Origin of the sequence: Deinococcus actinosclerus (assembly GCF_001507665.1) — a bacterium.
GTDB lineage: Bacteria > Deinococcota > Deinococci > Deinococcales > Deinococcaceae > Deinococcus > Deinococcus actinosclerus.
In genome coordinates, this window is sequence record NZ_CP013910.1 from 3,064,295 (window position 1) to 3,082,500 (window position 18,206).

Genomic DNA, 18,206 nt, shown 5'->3' on the forward strand with positions numbered 1-18,206 from the left:
CTAATACGCACCTTTACCGGCAAAAACGACTTTGAATGTTTGAATTAAAACAGATATATCCAGCCAAGGCGTCCAATTAGTCACGTAGAAGTTGTCCATACCTACTCTCTCATCGTAACTGGTATCACTGCGCCCATTCGCCTGCCAATAACCAGTCATGCCGGGACGTACCTGTTTGTATACAGCGTAAATGTCCCCGTATTTAGGAATTTCTCCCTGAACGATTGGGCGAGGACCCACCAAACTCATGGTGCCTAGCAGGACGTTAGCCAATTGGGGCAATTCATCCAAGCTGGTCTTTCGCAAGAAGGCACCGACTCTCGTAACCCGTGGGTCATTCTTCAATTTGTGCGTCGCCTCAAACTCAGCTTTCAATATGGGGTCGTTATCCAGCACACTTTTCAGCTTGGCTTCTGCGTCACGGTGCATGCTGCGGAATTTGAAGCAGTCAAAGGATTCACCATTGCGCCCTAGACGGCGGGCTCTGTACACGGCTGGGCCTGGACTGTCCAGTTTGATAGCCAAGGCAATCAGCAACAGCGCAGGCAGCAGCAGCAGACCACCGAGACCTGATCCCAAGAGATCAATGGTGCGTTTCATGGTTCTAGCCTGCACACTGCGAAGATTGTTTCGAACTTCTAGGCTGGCCACACTGCCAATGTTGTGTGGTTGAAGCGCCTGGTTGGGAATACCGAATAGATCGGGAATGACCCAAGTATGTGGGAACGCAGCGTAGGTGGCGTTCACGATCCTCTGCTGTGTCTCAGCACGCGCGCCAGGAATAGATACGATCGCCTGCTCCGTCCGGGGTTCTGTGATGGCTTGCTCAATGGTGCCTAGGATAGGCACACCATGTAGTGTGGTGCCGTGCAGTTCTTGATTGTCATCGTAGGCTGCAACGGGGTTCAGGCCGTAGGCAGGATGGGCGCGCAGGTGGTGGATGGCCATGGCGGCAGTTTGTCCCGCACCGATCACGCTGATCGGCCGACCATACTGTCCAGCTTGAATCAGCAGCGAACGGACGCCGTATCGTACGAATAAGCTGAGCAGCAGGAGCAACGCCCAGCTGAGCACTGTGCTGGACACACTGGGCGAGAAGCGCTGGAGCGCCAAACCTGCTGCCAGTTGCACTGCCACCACCTGCGCAGTACCCATAACGTGCAATCGCAACTCGGTCTGCGGAGAGCGCCCATATCCGGGATACAGCCCCTGGTAAGCTCTCCAGCATAGCCACACGGCGCCCCACACCAGCGACGAATGGGAACTTTCGACTGGCAGTCCCCACAGTGGGAGCAGAAGGTGCGTCACGCTATAGATGACAAGAAGACTCAGCACGTCTCCCAGCAGGAGCGCCGCGCCTTGCGGAAAGCTGCTGACAGCGGGCAGCGAGGCCACAGATTTTCTAGGTAAACCTGATGGATTCAACACACCCATGGTTCATCCTCCCCGCTTGCGGGGCGCGTAGCCATACCCATAGCCATAACCCTGCGCCTCTTGCGAGCTGGCTGAGACTTTGTTAAGGATGAATCCAAGAATGGGCACACTAGCATTGTGAGCTCGGCGTAAAGTCTGCTTCACTGCGTTTAAGCTGGTCTTTCCTTCTTCCACTACGATCAAAACCTGATCGACATGTCGGCCGAGAATTAGGCCATCTGCCAGAGCCAGCATGGGAGGGCTGTCGATGAGCACTAGATCATAGCTTGAACTCCAGCTATCCAGAATTTGACCTATTGATAACGGCATAAGTTCGAGTCCATCAAATGTTGAGGCAGGTCGATGTACCGAACCCGCTGCCAGGCCTTCACCAGCTTCGCTTTCAGCATGCCCACTGAGCGGGCACAGAAGTTCCCCAGCACATTCCGCTTCACGTACGCCCACACCAGCTCGATCGGATTCAACTCTGGAGCGTAAGGCGGCAAAAACACCAGCGACAGGCGTTCGTGGAGATCCACGAACGCCTGAGTTGCCTTCGCTCGGTGAATGCCCGCGTTGTCCAGCACCACCACGATCTCCCCCTGCGCATGGCGCAACAGATGCTGGAAGAACCGGATGACGTCCCCACTCCGGATCGCCCCAGGCTTCGTGTGCTGGAAGAATCGACCGTCCGAGGTGATCGCCCCGATGGTCGAGAGTTTTTCCCAGTTGGCCGGGAGTGTGACCAGGGGCGTGACGCCCCTGGTCGACCACGTTCGTCTTCGCACGCCTTTCAGCGAGAAGCCAACCTCATCCAGGTACACCAGGGTTGCGCCCTGCGCGACCTTTTTTTCCCAACTCCGGAGCCACCTGTTCTTTCCAGGACGCGATCCGGAGTTCATTACGTTCTGCTGCCCGTCCATCCGGCATCTGGGGCGTGAACCCCAGCTGACGAAGAATTCTCCGGACGTGATCGGGGTGGTACCACACGTCGAAGTGCCGCCCGATCAGGTCTGCGACTCGTCTGGTGCTCCAGGTCGGATCAGGGAAGCCGTGGTGCAGCGCACCCTCCCGCAGGAGGGTGCGGACCTGTTCGAGCTGGGCGGCGGTGAGTCGGGATGGGCGTCCTGTCGTCACCGTTGCCTGGAGACTGCCGGTGCGCTTCAGGCGTTTCTTCCAGTTACTGACGGTGTGGACGGACACGCCAAAGTGATCGGCAATCGCCTGCTGTGAATGCTGGCCCCCTTGAAGCCAGGGGGTCGCCGCCAGTCGGCGTTCCTCCAGCTGCGCCCGGGAGTACTTGGATGGATGCCATTCAGCCACACCTCCAGCATACCAGCTCGTATTTACGTCGCTATCAATAGAGGAGCGCGGTTCAACAGACCCATGCTGTCTTGCAACCCTGGCCCAGCTGGCAAGACATGCACTCCGGGCTCAGCCTCAATCACCTGCACGTTCTGTGGAGCGCGCAGGGCCTCCTGCAGCGTCCGAGCCCCACCATCACCGCTGAGCTGGAGCCATTTGTGGCTGGATTCATACTTGTCCCAGACATCCTGCTGAGTACCGCGGCGCATGTCAGCATCGATGATCAGCACCCGTAGGCCACTGTTAGCTAGAGTGTCAGCCAGCGTAGCCGTCAGGCTGCTCTTACCTTCACCAGGTGCAGTCGACGAGATCATGATGCGCTGGCCCATAGGAGTACCTATTCGGGTCAGCAAATTCACACGCAGGAACCCGAGTGCCTCGTACAGCCCAGCTTGACGGGCTGCACGGACTATTCCACTGAAGACCACATCCCTTCGGCGTAGCTTGGGCACGCTGCCCAATGTTGGCAGGCCGAAGTTGAGTAAGTCATCTTCAGAACGGGCTGTGCGGTCTGTCACCGTACGCAGAGCGGCAAGGCCAGCCCCTATCAGCAGGGTCAGCAATCCTGCTAGGATCGCATTGCGAGTAGGTTTTGGCGCCACACGTTCCAGTGGCTCAACAGCCGGGGAGACAAGTTCCAGCGAGCCGGTCGCACCCTTGGCCTGGATATCTACCTGCGCCAGTGTGCGTTGCAGGCTTGCCCGTGAGGCAACCAGTGTCTGCCGTTCCAAGTCACTCTGCGCTCCCCCGGCCAGCTGACGATCTATTTCGGCTAACTGGGCCTGTAGGCTCTGTGACGCTCGTTCAAGGCCATTTAGGGCACGCCCACGGTCCCAGTCCAGCAGCGCCTGTGCACTCAGATCCGCCAGGAACTTTGCAGCGACCGAGCTACCTGCGCGGGCCGTCACGGAATAGATGCCATTACCGTTGAAGTCCAGTTGATTTTGCAGTTGCAGGGTTTTAACCTCCCGCAATTGAAGTTCTCGTTGCAGGTCGTCAGCCAGTTCAGTCCGCAGCTCCTGAGGGATACGGGTAGTATCGCGCAACCCAGTGATGATGCGTCCCAGCACGGTGGGTCCGTTGAGCGCCTCCTGGAGAGCGCCTTCAGGTAGGGGTGAGGCTGTCACTACACTGTCCCGACCACTACCGAGATTGTTGCTGTTGCCCGTCGTCACCAGGCTGGCAGTCGCCTCAAATACGTCCGGCTGCCCCCGGGACAGAGCGTAAACACCAGCACCAATGATCCCAGTTGCCAGCAGGATGACGGGCAGGCGACGCCGCACCCCGTTCCAGAGCGTACCGAGTTCGATCTCCTGTTCACGTGATTCCGGCGGTTCCTGAGCCGCGCGGCGCGGCTCCATCTGTGGGTAGTCAGTCATGCGAAGCGCTCCAGTTCAGGGTGTGATTTCAGTTGTTGGACGACCTGCTTGATGTCCTGCGTGCGATCCTTCCGGACGACCAGCGTGACGTCGCCGGCACGCACGACCACCACGTCTTCCAGGCCGATCGTGGCGATGAGGTCATCGCCGCTCGTGGTGTACAGGATCGCCCCACCGGTATCAATGCCGATGTGTCGACCGACGGAGACATTGTCGCCCTCACCTTTGAGCAGGCGTTCCATGGCATTCCAATCACCCAGGTCGTCCCAGCCGAACTCTGCCGGGATGACCACCACGTTGTCGGCTTTTTCCAGGATGGCGTAGTCGATGCTGATCTTGGGAAGTTGCGGAAAGATCTCGGGCAGACGCGGCTGCAGAGGCGTATGGCGGGCCATCGCCTCCGACAGCTGGGCATACAGTGCGGGCTGATGCTGCTCGAAGGCCCTGAGGATGGCCTGGACATTCCAGATGAACATCCCACTGTTCCAGCTGTACAGACCAGTACTGAGAAAAGCGCGGGCCGTCTCACTGTCGGGCTTCTCGGTGAAGCGCGTTACCCGGTAAGCCGCCAGTTCGTCATGTGAGTCGAGAGGATCGCCCCGCTCGATGTATCCGTAACCCGTGGCCGGGAAAGTGGGTGTGACCCCGATGGTCACGAGTTGATCGGTCAGGTGAGCGACCTGCGTCGCATGCCGAACGACCCGTTCAAAGGCTGGCGTGTCCGTGATGCGGTGATCTGCCGGAAAGACGCCCATCACAGCCTGCGGGTTCAGCTGGGCCACTTTCAGCGCCGCGAAGAGGATGGCGGCAGCCGTATCGCGGGGGGTAGGCTCGACCAGTAGGTTCTCGACCGGCATATCCGGCAACTGTTCCAGGACCTGCGCGCGGTGATCGCGCCCGGTCACCACCATGATCCGGGCGGCGTGGCCTGCCAAGGCCGTCAGGCGGTCTGCTGTGGCCTGCAGGAGACTGCGGCCGGAGTCATCCAGCGTCAGGAACTGCTTGGGCCGGTGCTTGCGGGAGAGTGGCCAGAAGCGCTCCCCACTGCCGCCTGCCAGGATGACGGGGACGAATAAGGGCTGGGCGTCTGCGTTCATCGCTCTCCTGAGAACTTGATTTCGTGCTGACAGCTTGAAATCTGATATGTCTGCTGAATGACCGTGAGCCGATGCATCGGCTGATGATAACAGTGTCCGCATAGCCTGATCGGCCCGTGAGGGTAGACCGCCCATGCCCTAAGACCAGGTCAGGTAGATGAGAGGCGGCGCAGACTTACAGTAGAGGTATGAAAGCCATCATTCCTGCGGCGGGATTGGGCACGCGCCTACGCCCCCTGACCTACACCCGCCCCAAGCCCGTTCTCAGGGTGGCCGGCCAGCCCATCATCGCCCACGCGATTCACACACTGGTGCAGGCCGGCATCACCGATATCGGCATCGTCGTGTCCGACATCACGCGGGATGAAATTCAGCACGCCCTGCACGGGCTCCCGGACGTTCAGATCACGCTGATCGATCAGCATCAGCAGCTTGGCCTCGGTCACGCCGTCCTCACGGCCCGCGAGTGGGTCGGTCAGGATGATTTCTGCGTCTACCTAGGGGACAATCTCTTCGAGCACGGCGCCACACCGTTCGTGCGGCAGTTTCAGCAGGACCGGCCCACGGCCCTCATTGCCCTGGTCGAGGTGCCGGATCCCACGGCGTTCGGCGTCGCGCAGCTGAAGGGCAACCGGATCATCCGGCTGGTCGAGAAGCCCAAGGTTCCACCCAGCAACCTCGCGGTGGCCGGCCTGTACTGCTTCACCCCGGAGATCTTCAGGATGCTCGATGGCATGCCGGCGTCGGCGCGGGGCGAATATGAGATCACCGACGGCATCCAGCGGCTCATCGATGCGGGGCTGACCGTGCAGGGTCAACCCGTTCAGGGGTGGTGGAAGGACACTGGGCGCCCCGCTGATCTGCTGGATGCCAACCGGCTGCTCCTGGAACAGCTGGAGGGCGATATTCAGGGTGAGGTCACCGATTCCCGGATCACGGGGCGGGTGGTCATTCCAGCGTCGACCCGCGTGATCCGCAGCAAGATCGTCGGCCCGGTCATGCTGGGTGAGGGCGTCGTGATCGAGGACGCGTACATCGGGCCTTTTACCAGTATCGGTTCGGGCACGGTGGTGCGCGGCGCCGAGGTCGAGCACAGCGTGGTGGACGAGGAGGCGCAGATCGAGAATGTCAGCAAGCGCCTCCAGGACTGCCTGATCGGCGTGCGCGCCCAGGTCAGGGGTGGCCGCACCGTGCCGCGTACCCACAAGCTCACCATCAGCGACGCCAGCCTCGTCGAACTCGCCTGAGGACCTTGCCGGTGGCCCTGCCCGAGCCGTTTTGCGGTGTGGGGCAGGGTTCTGTGAGCCGCTCGGGCCTATGATGGGGCCATGACGGATTCACCTCGGATTCACCTGGGTGCGCTGATGCGATCCACGCTGGACGACGCGCAGGCAGAAGGGCACCTTGATCACCTCCAGTACGAGCAGGGCGGTGAGACGCAGACGCTGCGTTTCGCCTCTCCCGCGCCGTTCGAGGTGGAAGTCAACACGCTGGGTGGCTCGGAGATGTACCTGCAGGGTTCCTTCGAGCCTGTGCTGATCATGGAGTGCGCCCGCTGCCTGCGGGACGTGGAAGTGCCGCTGGAGATCGAGCTGGGCACCCTGATGCGCTACGACCCCTCGGCCGAGCAGCCGTACCTGGAGGAGGCCGAGTCGGGTGAGGAGGTGCTGGTGTTCGGGGATCCGGATCTGGATCTCAGCGCCTATCTGGCCGAGACGACGCTGCTGAATGCGCCGCTGAGCGTGCTGCACGACGAGGCCTGCAGGGGGCTGTGTCAGGTGTGTGGGCACGACCTGAACGAGGGGCCGTGCGAGCACATGGCGCAGGTGCCGGTCGAGGAGATCGACGACGAACTGGGTACCCCGGCCGGGTCGCTGCACGCGAAGCAGAATCCGTTCGCGGCCCTGGCGGATCTGAAGCTCCCGGAGGACTGAGGTGTCCGAACTGACGCATTTCCGGGACGGTCTGCCGCGCATGGTGGACGTCTCGGAGAAGGTCGCCACGGCGCGCGAGGCGACCGCCGAGGCCTGGGTGCGGCTGCCGCCTGAGGCGAGGGCCGCACTCGAGGCGGGCACCAACCCGAAGGGTGACCCGCTGACGGTGGCGCGGCTGGCGGGACTGGCGGGCTGCAAGCGCACGGCGGATCTGATCACGCTGTGCCACCCGATTCCAGTGTCCGGCGCGGACGTGCGCGTGACGCTGGAGGACGCGGGCGTGTACGTGTGGGCGCGGGTCCGCACGACCGCCCCGACCGGCGTGGAGATGGAGGCCCTGACGGCCGTGACGGTGGCGGCGCTGAACGTGTACGACATGCTCAAGGCGGCCAGCAAAGCCATTGAGGTGACGGGCGTGCGCCTGCTGGGCAAGAGCGGCGGCAAGAGCGGCAACTACACGGCCCGCCCCGCAGGTGGACCAGACAGCGCGCCGGGAACTTCCGGCGAAGGTTGAACGTAGAGACACCGTATGGGCGTGGAGACTCGACAGACGGGGGACGGGCGGGCGTGGCTGGAGCTGCTGCACCGCGAGGCGGACGGTGACCTGACCCCCGCCGAGACGGAGCTGCTGCGCGCCCTGCCCACGGAGGTGCAGACGCAGCGTGAGCGGCTGGCGCGGGTGGCGCCTGCTCTGCGGGCCGGGCCGGGGCTGCCGCGCAGTGTGGCAGCGGCCGTGGCGCGCGAGGTGCACCTGTCGGCCCGACTGGTCTCCCTTCCCCTGCCCGGCACGCTCGCCCCGCAGGTCGCAGCGGAGGTGGCGCTCGCTGCGCGGCTGACCGACGCCCCCGCCCTGCCACGCAGCGTGGCGGCGGCCGTCGTGCGGGACGTGCGACTGGAGCAGGCCCTGGAGCGGACACCCGCGATCCCCCGCAGCGTGGCCGCCAGCGTGGCGCGCGAGGTCCGCCTGGGCGCGCAGCTGGCGACCCCGCCGCTGCCGCGTTCGGTGGCGGCCAACGTCGTGCGGGATCTACGCATGGGGACAACCCTGACCCGGCCGACCATGCCGGCCAGTGTCGCGGCGGCTGTAACGCAGCAGGTGCGCCACACGCCCCCAGAGGTACTGTCGCCCGCCCCGGCGGCGGCAGCCGCGCTGATCGGGAACCGCCCCCGCAACCCGGCACCGCTGATCATGGTGGTGTCGCTGCTCGTGGCGCTGACGCTGCTGGCCGTTTCGACCGCGTGGCCGAACCTCGCGGCGGGCGCGCTGGTCTTGCAGACGCTGCTCGCTCAGGTCTCGCCGCTGGCGGGCGTGGGGCTGCTGCTGCTCCTGCTGACCAGTGCCGCCGTCACCTGGCGGCCTGCACCGGCCACGCAGCGCTTCGGTGGACTGGCCTTCGCACTCAGTGCGGCATTGACCCTGCCGGCCCTGTACGGCCTGGTCGCGCACGGCACGGTCAGTTTCGGTCGGGACGTGGTGGTGCACGGCGCGGTGCAGGGGAACGTGATCGCGGCCGGCGGGAATGTCCTGCTCGCTCCGGACGCCCGGGTGGAGGGTGAGGTCGTGACTCTGCTGGGCGATATCCGCCGCGAGACGGGGTCGGAGGTCGGCGGGACCGTCACGGCGCTGCTGGGGCAGGTCCCCGGGGACCGGGAGGCGCGCCAGATTCAGGCCCCGAGCGGCCTGGGGGCCGTGACTGCCGCTGCGTTCCGCCCGGTCCTGGGCTGGCTGGGCGGCGCGGCGTGGCCGCAGGTGTTCGTGGGCCTGACCGGCGGGGCGCTGCTGCTGCTGTTCGTCTCAGGGCTCGCGCCGCTGCTGGCGAGGCGGCAACGACACGCCCCGGTGCGGACGCTGGCGCTGGGCGTGCTGTCGCTGGCGGCGCTGCTGGGCCCGGCGGGCGGACTGGCGCTGGCCGGGCTGCTGGGTCCGGCCCTGCTGGCGGCGGCGCTGGCCGTGCTGCTGATCGCCGTGGGCCTGAGTGTCAGTGCGTACGACGCCGGCCGGGCCCTGGCCTACCGCGCGCACCTGCCCGTTCCCGACGCGGTGGGGGCGCTGGTGGGCCTGAGTGCGGTAGCGGCCAGCCTGAGCCTCCCACCGCTGGCGTTCGCGCTGGCGCTGGTGGGGGGCACCTGGGGCGCGGGCACGCTGCTGCTGAGCCGCTCGGGCACCCCGGCTGAAGTGCGGGCGGCCTGAACGCCACGCCCTGAACACAAGAAGCCCCCACCCGTGCAGGTGGGGGTGATTGGCACTGAACGTCAGTTCAGGATGCGTTTGAGGTGCAGGTAGATCTCGTACCAGTCCTGCTTGTCGCGGGGCCGTTTGCCGCGCAGCTCGATGCGGGACAGGGTGCGGACCCAGTCGGGCGTGATCTGCGGGCCCAGGGTGGGGTCGGCGACCAGGTCGGCGAGGCCCTTGGGCAGCGCGCCCTCGGTGGACGCACCGTAGAACTCGACCCCTTCGAGCAGGTCGTGAACGGTGATGGCGTACGCGCCGGCCAGGGTCTGGAGGGTTTCCAGGCTGGGGTTGGTGCGGCCGCGTTCGAGGTCACTGAGGTACGGGACGCTGATCCCGGCGGTCTCGGCGACGTCCTTGAGCCGCAGCCCGCGTTCGCTGCGCAGTTCGCGGAGTCTTTCGTGCAGTTTCATGTTTCACCTCCTCGGCTGCGGCGTGGCCTCACGCCGGAATCGTCCCGCTGGGGGCAGTCCTGGCGCGTGCCGCCTGGGGCCCGGTCGCTCCGGCCGCAGGGTTTGCCTGTGGGCAGAATACGGGAGCCTTGGTTGGAGTGTAACACCGCCCCCCGCTACGGTCAAGACAGAATAAGGATTAACCCTTCTTGCCCTTCACGATCCCCTCTGCTAAGATCGTAATCACAAGAAGGATTCGCCCACAGCAGAATTTCACCCTGTTCGCCTCGCCGCCCCGCCCGGGCGGGAAGGAGTCCCCCCATGCGCGCCCTGGACACCATCGCTGAAAGCATCCGCGTCGGCTACGCCCACCCCACCACACTGCTGAACACCCTGATCGAGGTCGAGAACGAGGGCGGCCTGGGCGCCGTCCGCCGCGTCGAACGCCAGCTGAACCTCAGCGTCCAGGCGCTGCGTGAGCGCCAGCACCCCCACAGTGACCTCGCGCAGACCTGGCTGAACTCCGCGCGCGCGTACCTCGTCACGAACGCCCAGCGCCGCCAGGCCGTCTGACCCACACCGCACAGTGCGCCCCGACCAGCGAACGGTCGGGGCGCGCCTCTTTGCACCTCAGCTCAGGCTGTAGATCTCGCCGTACTTGCGTGTCAGGTAAGCCACGTACGGATCGGCACTCAGGGGCCGCCCGGTCGCCTGCACGGTCAGCTCGGCAGGCGACAGGCTACGCCCGTGCTGATGCACCTGCTCGACCAGCCACGCGCGCAGCAGGCCGTACTCGGCGCGGTCGATCCCCGCCGCAATGTCCGCGTCCTGGCGGGCGGCCTCCAGCAGCTGCACGCTCAGGAGGTTCCCCAGCGTGTACGTCGGGAAGTACCCGATCAATCCCGCCGACCAGTGGATGTCCTGCAGCACACCCGACGCGTCGTCAGGCGGGGTGAGCCCCAGGTACGCCTGCACCTTCGCGTTCCACGCCTCCGGCAGGTCACGCACGCTCAGGCTGCCCTCCAGCAGCGCGAGTTCCAGTTCGAAGCGCAGCATCACGTGGAAGTTGTACGTGACCTCGTCGGCCTCCACGCGGATCAGGCTGGGCTGCACGCGGTTCACCGCGCGGTACAGTCCGGCCGCGTCCAGGCCCGCCGCGACCTGCGGCGCGGCCTCCTGAAGCTGCGGGAAGTAGCGCTGCCAGAACGGCAGGCTGCGGCCCAGCAGGTTCTCGAACATCCGCGACTGGCTCTCGTGCACGCCCAGGCTCGCCCCGGCGGACACCGGGGTGCGCTCCCAGCGTTCATGCACGCCGCGCTCGTACATGGCGTGCCCGGTCTCGTGCCACGTGCCGAACAGGCACGCGGGCCAGTAGTCCTCCACACGGGTCGTAATGCGGATGTCGCTGCGGCTGAAGTTCGACTGGAAGGGGTGCGCGCTCTCGTCCTGCCGGGCGAAGTCGCCGGTCAGTCCGAAGGCCTCGCCCGCCACGCGCCACGCGAACTCTTTCTGCGCCCCGGCGGGGAACGGGCGGGTCAGGACGCTGTAGTCGGCGGCGTCCCCGGCGGCGCGGATCTTCCCGAGCAGCGGCAGCGTGCGGTCCCTCAGGTCCGCGAAGACGGCCTTCACCTGCGCGGCGCGCATGCCGGGCTCGTAGTCGTCGATCAGGGCGTCGTAGGGGTGATCCTCGAAGCCGCGCAGATCGGCCTGACGGCGCGCGAGGTCCATCATGCGGTCCAGGTACGGCGCGAAGGACGCGAAGTCGCTGTGCGCGCGGGCGTGCACCCAGGCGTGGTGCGCCTCGTTCTGCGCGCGGGTGCGTTCCTCCACGAACGCGGTCGGGAGGCGGGTGGCCTTCGCGTAGTCCCGCTGCGCGACCCGCACGACCGCCGCCTGCGTGTCACCCTCGGCCTGCACGCCGTCCAGCAGCGCGCCGGTCTCGGGCGCGGTGAACAGTTCATGCGAGAGGCCCGCCAGGGTCGCCAGTTGCAGGCCGCGCACGCGGGCCGCCTCGGGCGGCATGAATGTCTCCTGCTCCCAGGACAGCAGGCTCGCGGCGGCACCCAGGTCGCTCACCTGACCCAGGCGGCGGCTCAGTTCATCGAAGGTGGTCATCACCCCCCAGGGTAGCGCGCTGCGCCCCTCGATCCGCCATCTGGCGGAGGCAGGAGATCGGTCACTGCCAGCGTTCACGGCCCTCGCTGGTTTCTCCGAACAGCAGGGGGCGGACCTCGCCCAGCAGGTACAGGCTGCCGCACACCAGCGCCTGCGGGGCGCGCCGGGCGGCCAGGGCGGCCAGCGCCGCCTGCGGAGTGTCCGTGAGTGTCAACGGCACGTCCGGGAAGAGGGGCGCGAGGCTGGCCGGGTCCGCCGCGCGGGGGCTCAGCGCGGCCCGCGTGAGGATCACCTCGGACGCCAGGGGCCGCAGGGCCGCCGCCACGCCCGCGAGGTCCTTGTCACCCGCCGCGCCGAACACGAGTGGCAACCGCTCGACCCCCAGCTCCCGCAGGGCCGCCGCGACCGCCTGCGCGCCGTCGGGGTTGTGCGCGCCGTCCAGCAGCACCCGCGTGCCGCGCCAGGGGGTGACCTCCAGCCGCCCGGGCCACTGCGTCGCCTGCGCCCCAGCCCGTACCGCCTCCGGGCTCAGGCCCAGGCGCAGGGCCGCCAGCGCCGCCAGTCCCGCGTTCGCCGCGCCGTGCGCGCCCAGCAGCGGCGTGCGCAGCGTGACCGTCCCGGCTGGACTGTCCACTGTCACGTCCGAGCCGTCCCAGCCGCGCCCCTGGACACTCAGGTGAGCCTCCTCGCCCAGCGCCCACAGGTCCGCGCCCTCGGCCCGCAGGATGGGTCGGAGGTCGGCCGCCACACCCGTCACCGCCGGACGCCCCGCGCGCAGGATGCCCGCCTTCTCCCGCGCGATCGCCTCGCGGGTGTCGCCCAGCACCTCGGTGTGGTCCAGGCCCACGTTCGTCAGCACGCTCAGCACCGGATCGAGGGCATTCGTGGCGTCTAGCCGCCCGCCCAGGCCGACCTCCATCACGGCGACATCCACGCCCGCCCGCCTGAACAGCAGCGCCCCGAGCGCCGTGATGACCTCGAAGAACGACGCTCCCGCCTCCTCCGCGTGCGGGCGCAGCTCGGCGAGTGCCGCCGCGACCGTCGCCTCCGGGAGCTCCGCGCCGTCCACCACGAAGCGCTCTGTGAAGCGCGTCAGGTGCGGACTGGTGAACAGCCCTGCACGCACGCCCCCGGCGCGCAGCATCGCTGCCAGGGACGCGGCCGTGGAACCCTTGCCGTTCGTGCCGCCCACCAGGACCGTCTGGAAGGCCCGCTGCGGGTTCCCCAGCCGGGCGAGGAGCGCCTCGACCCGCCCCAGGCCCGGGTGCATCCCGAAGCGCTGCCGCGCGAACACCCACGCCAGATCACCAGAGAGGCCACCAGAGTCAGTCATCCGCCCAGCATAGGGCGCCCGGACAGCAGCAGGCCCGCCCCCTCACGCGGGAAGCGGGCCCTGCTGCCCAGCGGGCGTCAGCCCTGGGGGGCGAAGTACTCTTCCAGCGTCGGCACGATCTGCTTCTTGCGGCTGATCCGCCCGCCCAGATCCGCCACCTGACCGTCCACCCCGGCGCCGAAGGCCTCACGCAGCACCTTTTCCTCGGTGGCACTCAGGACCAGCGTGCGGTTCGTCTCGTTCAGGATGTCCACGACACTCAGCAGCACGCCACTCAGCCCGTCCTGCGCCTTCGCCTGATCCATCGCCGCGAGCAGTTCCGCCTGACGCCCGAACACGTACCCGGGGTTGGTGGTCTCGATCACGCCGATGCCCCAGCTGTGCGGCGCGGCCACGTCACCGAACGGGAACACCTTGTAGTCCATGCGCAGCAGCGTGTCGGCCGGCGTGTCGCCCAAGTCACTCTTCGCGGCGAACATCGCCAGCGCGTACGCCTCCACGTCCTCGACGCCCGCCACGGGTGCCAGGAAGGCCACGGCGTCGCGGTCCTCCTGGGTGGTAGTGGGGCTGCGGAAGTGTAGCGTGTCACTCAGGATCGCGCTGAGCATCAGCCGGGCGTCCAGCGCCTCCACACTCAGGCCCGCCTCACGGTGCAGCTTCAGCAGGATCGTGCCGGTGCAGCCCACCGGCTCGAAACGCAGGTAGGGCGGCTGCGTGGTCGTCAGGTCACCCAGCTTGTGGTGATCCACCACGCGCGTCACATTCAACTCCGCGAGGTTCGCCACGGACTGGGCGCTCTCGTTGTGATCGACCAGCGCCACCGCTGCACCGGCGGGGAGCTCGGGCAACAGGGCCGGCGCCTCTACACCGGCCTCGCGCAGCACGAATGCCGTCTCGAAATTCAGGTCGCCTAGGCGGTGCGCGGTCGCGTCCACGCCCTGGCGGGTCAGGAGCCGCGCGTACACCAGCGCGGCCGTGATGGCATCGGTATCGGGATTCAGGTGACCAAAGACAGCAAGCATGGGGCGATTCTACCCACTCAGAGCCGCAGAAGCGCCGGCCTGAACGCACAGCGATCAAAGAAGAACCCCCCGCACGGGGCGGGGAGTTCGTTCAGCCGGTGAACTTTAGAAGTTGACCTTGTAGTTGATCTTGAAGACGGAGCCCTTGGCGTCCGCAGCGCCCGCGATGGCGTTGCCGTTGGCGTCGCGCATGCTGAGGGTGCCGTAGCCGTACCCGAAGCTGAGGTCGTAGTAGTTACCTTCCACGTACAGCAGGTTCTGGTTGATGGTGGCGCCGGTGTTGCTGTCACGGAAGGAGCCGGGAGCATCCGAGTTGTCGTTGAGAGCCGTGGCGGTCACGAAGTTGCGGTAGACGCGGTTCTTGCCCTGGTAGCCGGCGTAGTACACGGCCAGCTTGGTGTTGGGGAGCAGGAACTCGTTCAGCTTCACGCCCACGACGTACTTCATGGCGCTGGCGGTGTAGTCGGCCGCGTTCGCGTAGGTCACGCTGTTGTCGGTCGCAGCGTTGTTGTCGGGGTCAACCGTGAAGTTGTACGCGCCGTAGTCGTAGCTGCGGTTGTAGATACCGAACTGCCCTTCGAAGCTGGGCTTGAAGGCCACGTTCAGCTCGTCGGTCTTGACCTTGATGCCGAAGGCGTAGGCCGTGCTGTTGGCGGGGCTGGCGGTACCGCTGATCAGCGCACGCTCGGCGTTGTTGCGCTCGTTCTCGCTGTAGGTGTCCACGCCGAAGGCGCCCTTCAGGTCAACCTGGGCGATGCCGACTTTCTTGCCGTACAGCACGTCGCCGTAGAAGAAGCTGTTGGTGTAGGCCTCGTCGTAGTTGCGGTAGCGGGCGGCGTAGCCCACGCGGAAGGACAGATCCTTGACCAGGGCGTTGGCGTCCTTGCCGTTGTGGGTCAGGTCGGCGCCGTACTCGCTGTAGCAGTAGCTGTCGCCGAAGCTGTTCTGGCTGAAGGTCAGGGCGCGGCCCACCATGTCGGTGTCGGTGCTCTTGATACCGGGGTGCAGGTCGCCGCAACCGCTCTGGTCCTTCAGGTCGTTGGTGGCCAGGTCGAAGTAGCTGTTGTACTTGCCGTTGGCGAACAGACCGCCGTCGTTCTGGGCGCGGGGGCCGCTGTTGCCGGCCAGGCCGACGTTGCGGTAGTACGCGCCGATGGCGAGACCCAGGCCGGGGGTGATGTCGGCACGGACGCCGTAACGCACGCCGTTCAGCCCCTCGTAGTCCTCAACCGGAGCGTTGACGCCGGTCAGGTACTCGTAGTAGCCGCCGCGGACGGTGACCAGGTTGAACAGGTTGATCTTGCCGGTCACGCCACGGTCCACGACAGCGCTGGGCTCGTTGGCCGTTTCGAGGGGGTTCTTGCCGTAGTCGACTTCGTTGTCCTGGTAGGCAGCCAGGGCGATGGGGCCCAGGGTCGTGCCGACCTTGATGCCGAAGCCGGTGCGGCCGCTGGCGTAGGGCGCGGTGCTGCCGTTGTCGGTGTCGGTGGGGTCGGCTTCCATGATGCCGGCCGTCTTGTCGTACCCGGCGCTGACGCTGCGGTAGTTCAGCGTGTACACCTTGGCGATGGAACCGATGTTGCCGCTCGTCTTCGCGTAGAAGGCGTTCTCGGTGGTCACGACGGGGGTGAGGACACCGGTCGTGCTGAAGGTGGTGTTCGTGACGTTGCTGCGAGCGTACTCGCTGTCCAGCTGCCAGCCCGCGACGGTGCCGTGCAGGTCGGCGCCGAACGTCGTCACGTCGGTGGCGGCCGTGAAGGCGCCAGCGCCGATGTTGCGGGTGGGGTCACCCTGGGTCGCGCGGTAGGTGGCGGCCGCGTAGCCGGTCTCGTCCGTCCCTTCCTGCAGGTAGTGGATGCCCGCCTTCAGGGTGCCCACGGGGGTGATGGTGGCACGCACGCCACGGTAGTACTTGTAGTAGCCGTCGCTGATGCCCGTCACCACGTCGCGGGTGTTGACGTTGTTGTCGGCGTCGCCGTAGGTGTAGAAGGCTTCGGCACCGTCACGGCTGCCGTACACCACCTGGATGGTGGGCTTCAGGCTGCCGATCACGGGGAGGTTGCTGCCGTCGACGTTGACGATGTAGCCGTCGCCGCGACCAGTCTTGTCGTTGTCGCCGATGTAGTCAGCGAACTTGAACTTCAGCGCCTTGCCGAAGGTCACCGTAATGGGCGTGTTGCCCACGGTGAAGTCGGCGGTGCCGTTGCTGAAGTAGAAGAACAGGGGACGGTAGGTGATGCCGCTGTCGGTGTCGACCACATCGGGGTAGTTGGCGTAGTCGCCGGCGCTGATGTAGTCGGAGTCGGGCAGACCGGCGCGGATGCCGAACTTGATGTCCACCTTGTTGACGTTCAGGCCGCCGACGCTGGTGACGTAGGCGCCCGTGGTCGCGCTCTTGCTGGTGTCGAACTTCCCGCTGTTGGTGAAGTCGATGCTGAAGTCGATGGTGGTTTCGCCTTCTTCGCGGACGCCACCGTTACCGGTGCTGAAGCCGTAGAAGTTTTCGCGGGCGCCACTGACCAGCTGGCGGCTGCCGGTGAAGTCAGCGTAGTCGCGGGGGGCGTCGCTGGTGTCGGCGTCGCCGTCGTCACCGGTGCTGAAGACCGTGCCGGCCAGCAGGCGGTCGACGTCCATGTCGCGGTTGGCGCGGGCGACGTAGTAGGTGGCGCTGAGGCTGGGCTTGATGGTGAAGGCGTACTTCTCGAGGGTCGCCACGCGGTTGCTCAGGTCGGTGACCTTGGTTTCCACGGTGGTGACGCGGCCGCCGAGAGCGTCGAAGTCGGCGCGGGCGACGAGGTCGGCCTGGGCGGCTTCGACGGCGCTGACGCGGTCCTGGAGGTTCAGGATGTCCTGGTTCAGGAGGACGGTCAGGTCGTTCAGGGCGGCGATCTGGCTGGCGTTGTCGTCAACGTCGGCACGCAGGGTGTCGTAGTCGTCAGCGCGGGCGGCCAGGTCGTCGATCTGGCTGGTCAGGCCGGCGAGGGCTTCGGCGTCACCGCTGGCGGCGGCGAGCATCTCGACGCGCTCTTCGAGGCGGGCGAAGTCGTCGCGGCTGACGGCGTTCTCTTCGAGGTCGCTGACGCGCACGCCGAGGGCGGCGAGGTCGGCGGCGAGTTCCTGGATCGCGTTCTGCAGCGCGGTCAGGGTCTCTTCGTCGGTGATGGTCACTTCGCCGCCCTTGACCTGGTCAAGGAGGCGGGCGATGATCACGGCCGCTTCGTAGCGGGTGAGGTTCTGCGTGCCGCGGAAGGTGCCGTCGGGGTAGCCGAGGAGGATGCCCTTGCTGACGAGCAGGTCGATGGCGTCCTTGGCCCAGTGACCGGCGGGAACGTCGGTCAGCGCGGGCACCTGGGGTGCGCTGGCGGGCGCGGCCGTCTGAGCGGCAGCGACGCCGAAGGACAGCGCGGCGGTGAGAACGAGCAGGCTTTTCTTCATATGAACCCCCAAAAGGTCGTCGCGCGTCGGAGCACGTTCTCGGCTCTGAAGGTAACGGTGGGGCGAGTTGCCGGGTTTCCTCTCCCAGTGCTGTTCGCCGTTCCGGTGGCCCTTCGCGCAACCTGACATTCTTTGCCTAGTGGTTCAGAAGTGTCAGATCAGGCGGATGATACAGGCATGAAAGAGACCGGGTCAACCCTGAGAATGGCCTAAAACCTCGTTTTCATCGCAAATGATCAAACTCTGATCAGAGTGTGAAGGTTGTGAAAAGACCGGTGAGCTTGCTTTTTATGCGTCAGCGCCGTCACGATTGGGGATTTTGGTGTGCACCGGTACGTCCCTGATCCAGGGCCGACTGGAACCAGGCCGGAATGCCATTCTTGAAGTAGCCGGCAGCCCAGGCTGAAGCCCAGGCGTGGAATTCACCAGCCTGAATGGCCGAACGTGCGCGCTCCATCAGGCGGTGCAGGTAGCGCAGGTTGTGCAGTGAC

The 18,206-nt window shown here is 66.0% G+C and carries 15 protein-coding genes (1 of these 15 cut by a window edge); 5 read left to right on the forward strand and 10 right to left on the reverse strand.

Annotated elements, in window-relative coordinates; genetic code table 11:
- From wbaP to AUC44_RS15035, 4 genes are all read right to left on the reverse strand, one after another.
- Nucleotides 1-1,434: an undecaprenyl-phosphate galactose phosphotransferase WbaP gene (gene wbaP, locus AUC44_RS15020; RefSeq protein ID WP_062159442.1), complete on the reverse strand. Its 1,434-nt coding sequence runs from the start codon at nt 1,432-1,434 to the stop codon at nt 1-3.
- A 293-nt stretch (nt 1,435-1,727) separates the two neighbouring features.
- Nucleotides 1,728-2,736, reverse strand: a protein-coding gene (locus tag AUC44_RS16915; RefSeq protein ID WP_197408525.1) for an IS630 family transposase whose coding sequence is annotated in 2 segments (ribosomal slippage) — nt 1,728-2,267 and nt 2,269-2,736 — 1,008 coding nt in all. Because the reading frame shifts where the segments join, the coding sequence is not laid out codon by codon here.
- A gap of 23 nt (nt 2,737-2,759) precedes the next feature.
- A complete protein-coding gene (locus tag AUC44_RS16325) occupies nt 2,760-4,157 on the reverse strand; it encodes a nucleotide-binding protein (RefSeq protein ID WP_082689091.1) in 1,398 nt (465 codons plus the stop codon).
- A complete protein-coding gene (locus tag AUC44_RS15035; RefSeq protein WP_062159444.1) occupies nt 4,154-5,254 on the reverse strand; it encodes a mannose-1-phosphate guanylyltransferase in 1,101 nt (366 codons plus the stop codon). Before AUC44_RS15035 ends, AUC44_RS16325 begins: the two co-directional genes overlap by 4 nt.
- A 188-nt stretch (nt 5,255-5,442) precedes the next feature.
- Here AUC44_RS15035 and AUC44_RS15040 point away from each other — a divergent pair, with 188 nt between their 5' ends.
- The 4 genes from AUC44_RS15040 to AUC44_RS16920 all read left to right on the forward strand — a co-directional run bounded on the left by AUC44_RS15040 (nt 5,443) and on the right by AUC44_RS16920 (nt 9,379).
- The gene (locus tag AUC44_RS15040) at nt 5,443-6,501 is read left to right on the forward strand and encodes a glucose-1-phosphate thymidylyltransferase (protein ID WP_062159445.1); all 1,059 of its coding nucleotides are present in this window, start codon (nt 5,443-5,445) and stop codon (nt 6,499-6,501) included.
- 81 nt (nt 6,502-6,582) lie between these two features.
- Nucleotides 6,583-7,188 (forward strand): YceD family protein, encoded by a 606-nt coding sequence (locus AUC44_RS15045; protein ID WP_062159446.1) that lies wholly within the window; start codon nt 6,583-6,585, stop codon nt 7,186-7,188.
- A 40-nt stretch (nt 7,189-7,228) separates the two neighbouring features.
- Entirely contained in the window at nt 7,229-7,702 is a 474-nt protein-coding gene (gene moaC / locus AUC44_RS15050) for a cyclic pyranopterin monophosphate synthase MoaC (protein WP_062159891.1), read from the forward strand.
- A gap of 15 nt (nt 7,703-7,717) precedes the next feature.
- A complete protein-coding gene (locus AUC44_RS16920; RefSeq protein WP_062159447.1) occupies nt 7,718-9,379 on the forward strand; it encodes a bactofilin family protein in 1,662 nt (553 codons plus the stop codon).
- Between the two features lie 62 nt (nt 9,380-9,441).
- Here the strand turns inward: AUC44_RS16920 and AUC44_RS15060 are convergent, their stop codons facing one another.
- Nucleotides 9,442-9,831: a helix-turn-helix domain-containing protein gene (locus AUC44_RS15060; RefSeq protein ID WP_046843586.1), complete on the reverse strand. Its 390-nt coding sequence runs from the start codon at nt 9,829-9,831 to the stop codon at nt 9,442-9,444.
- A gap of 300 nt (nt 9,832-10,131) precedes the next feature.
- Between AUC44_RS15060 and AUC44_RS15065 the strand changes: the two genes are divergently transcribed.
- Nucleotides 10,132-10,383 carry a hypothetical protein gene (locus AUC44_RS15065; RefSeq protein WP_046843587.1) on the forward strand — a complete coding sequence of 84 codons (252 nt, stop codon included), beginning with the start codon at nt 10,132-10,134 and terminating at the stop codon, nt 10,381-10,383.
- Nucleotides 10,384-10,440: 57 nt separating this feature from the next.
- On the opposite strand, the gene AUC44_RS15070 is transcribed toward AUC44_RS15065, so the two are convergent.
- The 5 genes from AUC44_RS15070 to tgt form a co-directional block, all read right to left on the reverse strand.
- Nucleotides 10,441-11,925 carry a carboxypeptidase M32 gene (locus AUC44_RS15070; protein WP_062159448.1) on the reverse strand — a complete coding sequence of 495 codons (1,485 nt, stop codon included), beginning with the start codon at nt 11,923-11,925 and terminating at the stop codon, nt 10,441-10,443.
- A gap of 61 nt (nt 11,926-11,986) precedes the next feature.
- Nucleotides 11,987-13,258 carry a bifunctional folylpolyglutamate synthase/dihydrofolate synthase gene (locus AUC44_RS15075; RefSeq protein ID WP_062159449.1) on the reverse strand — a complete coding sequence of 424 codons (1,272 nt, stop codon included), beginning with the start codon at nt 13,256-13,258 and terminating at the stop codon, nt 11,987-11,989.
- Between the two features lie 77 nt (nt 13,259-13,335).
- A complete protein-coding gene (locus AUC44_RS15080) occupies nt 13,336-14,280 on the reverse strand; it encodes a manganese-dependent inorganic pyrophosphatase (protein ID WP_062159450.1) in 945 nt (314 codons plus the stop codon).
- Between the two features lie 105 nt (nt 14,281-14,385).
- On the reverse strand, nt 14,386-17,715 hold the full coding sequence (locus tag AUC44_RS15085; protein WP_062159451.1) for a coiled-coil domain-containing protein: 3,330 nt from the start codon (nt 17,713-17,715) through the stop codon (nt 14,386-14,388).
- Nucleotides 17,716-18,019: 304 nt separating this feature from the next.
- On the reverse strand, nt 18,020-18,206 hold the end of the coding sequence (gene tgt, locus AUC44_RS15090; protein ID WP_062159452.1) for a tRNA guanosine(34) transglycosylase Tgt. It continues 986 nt past the right edge of the window; the window shows 187 of its 1,173 coding nt (coding positions 987-1,173); its start codon lies off the right edge, out of view — the gene reads right to left on this strand; the stop codon is at nt 18,020-18,022.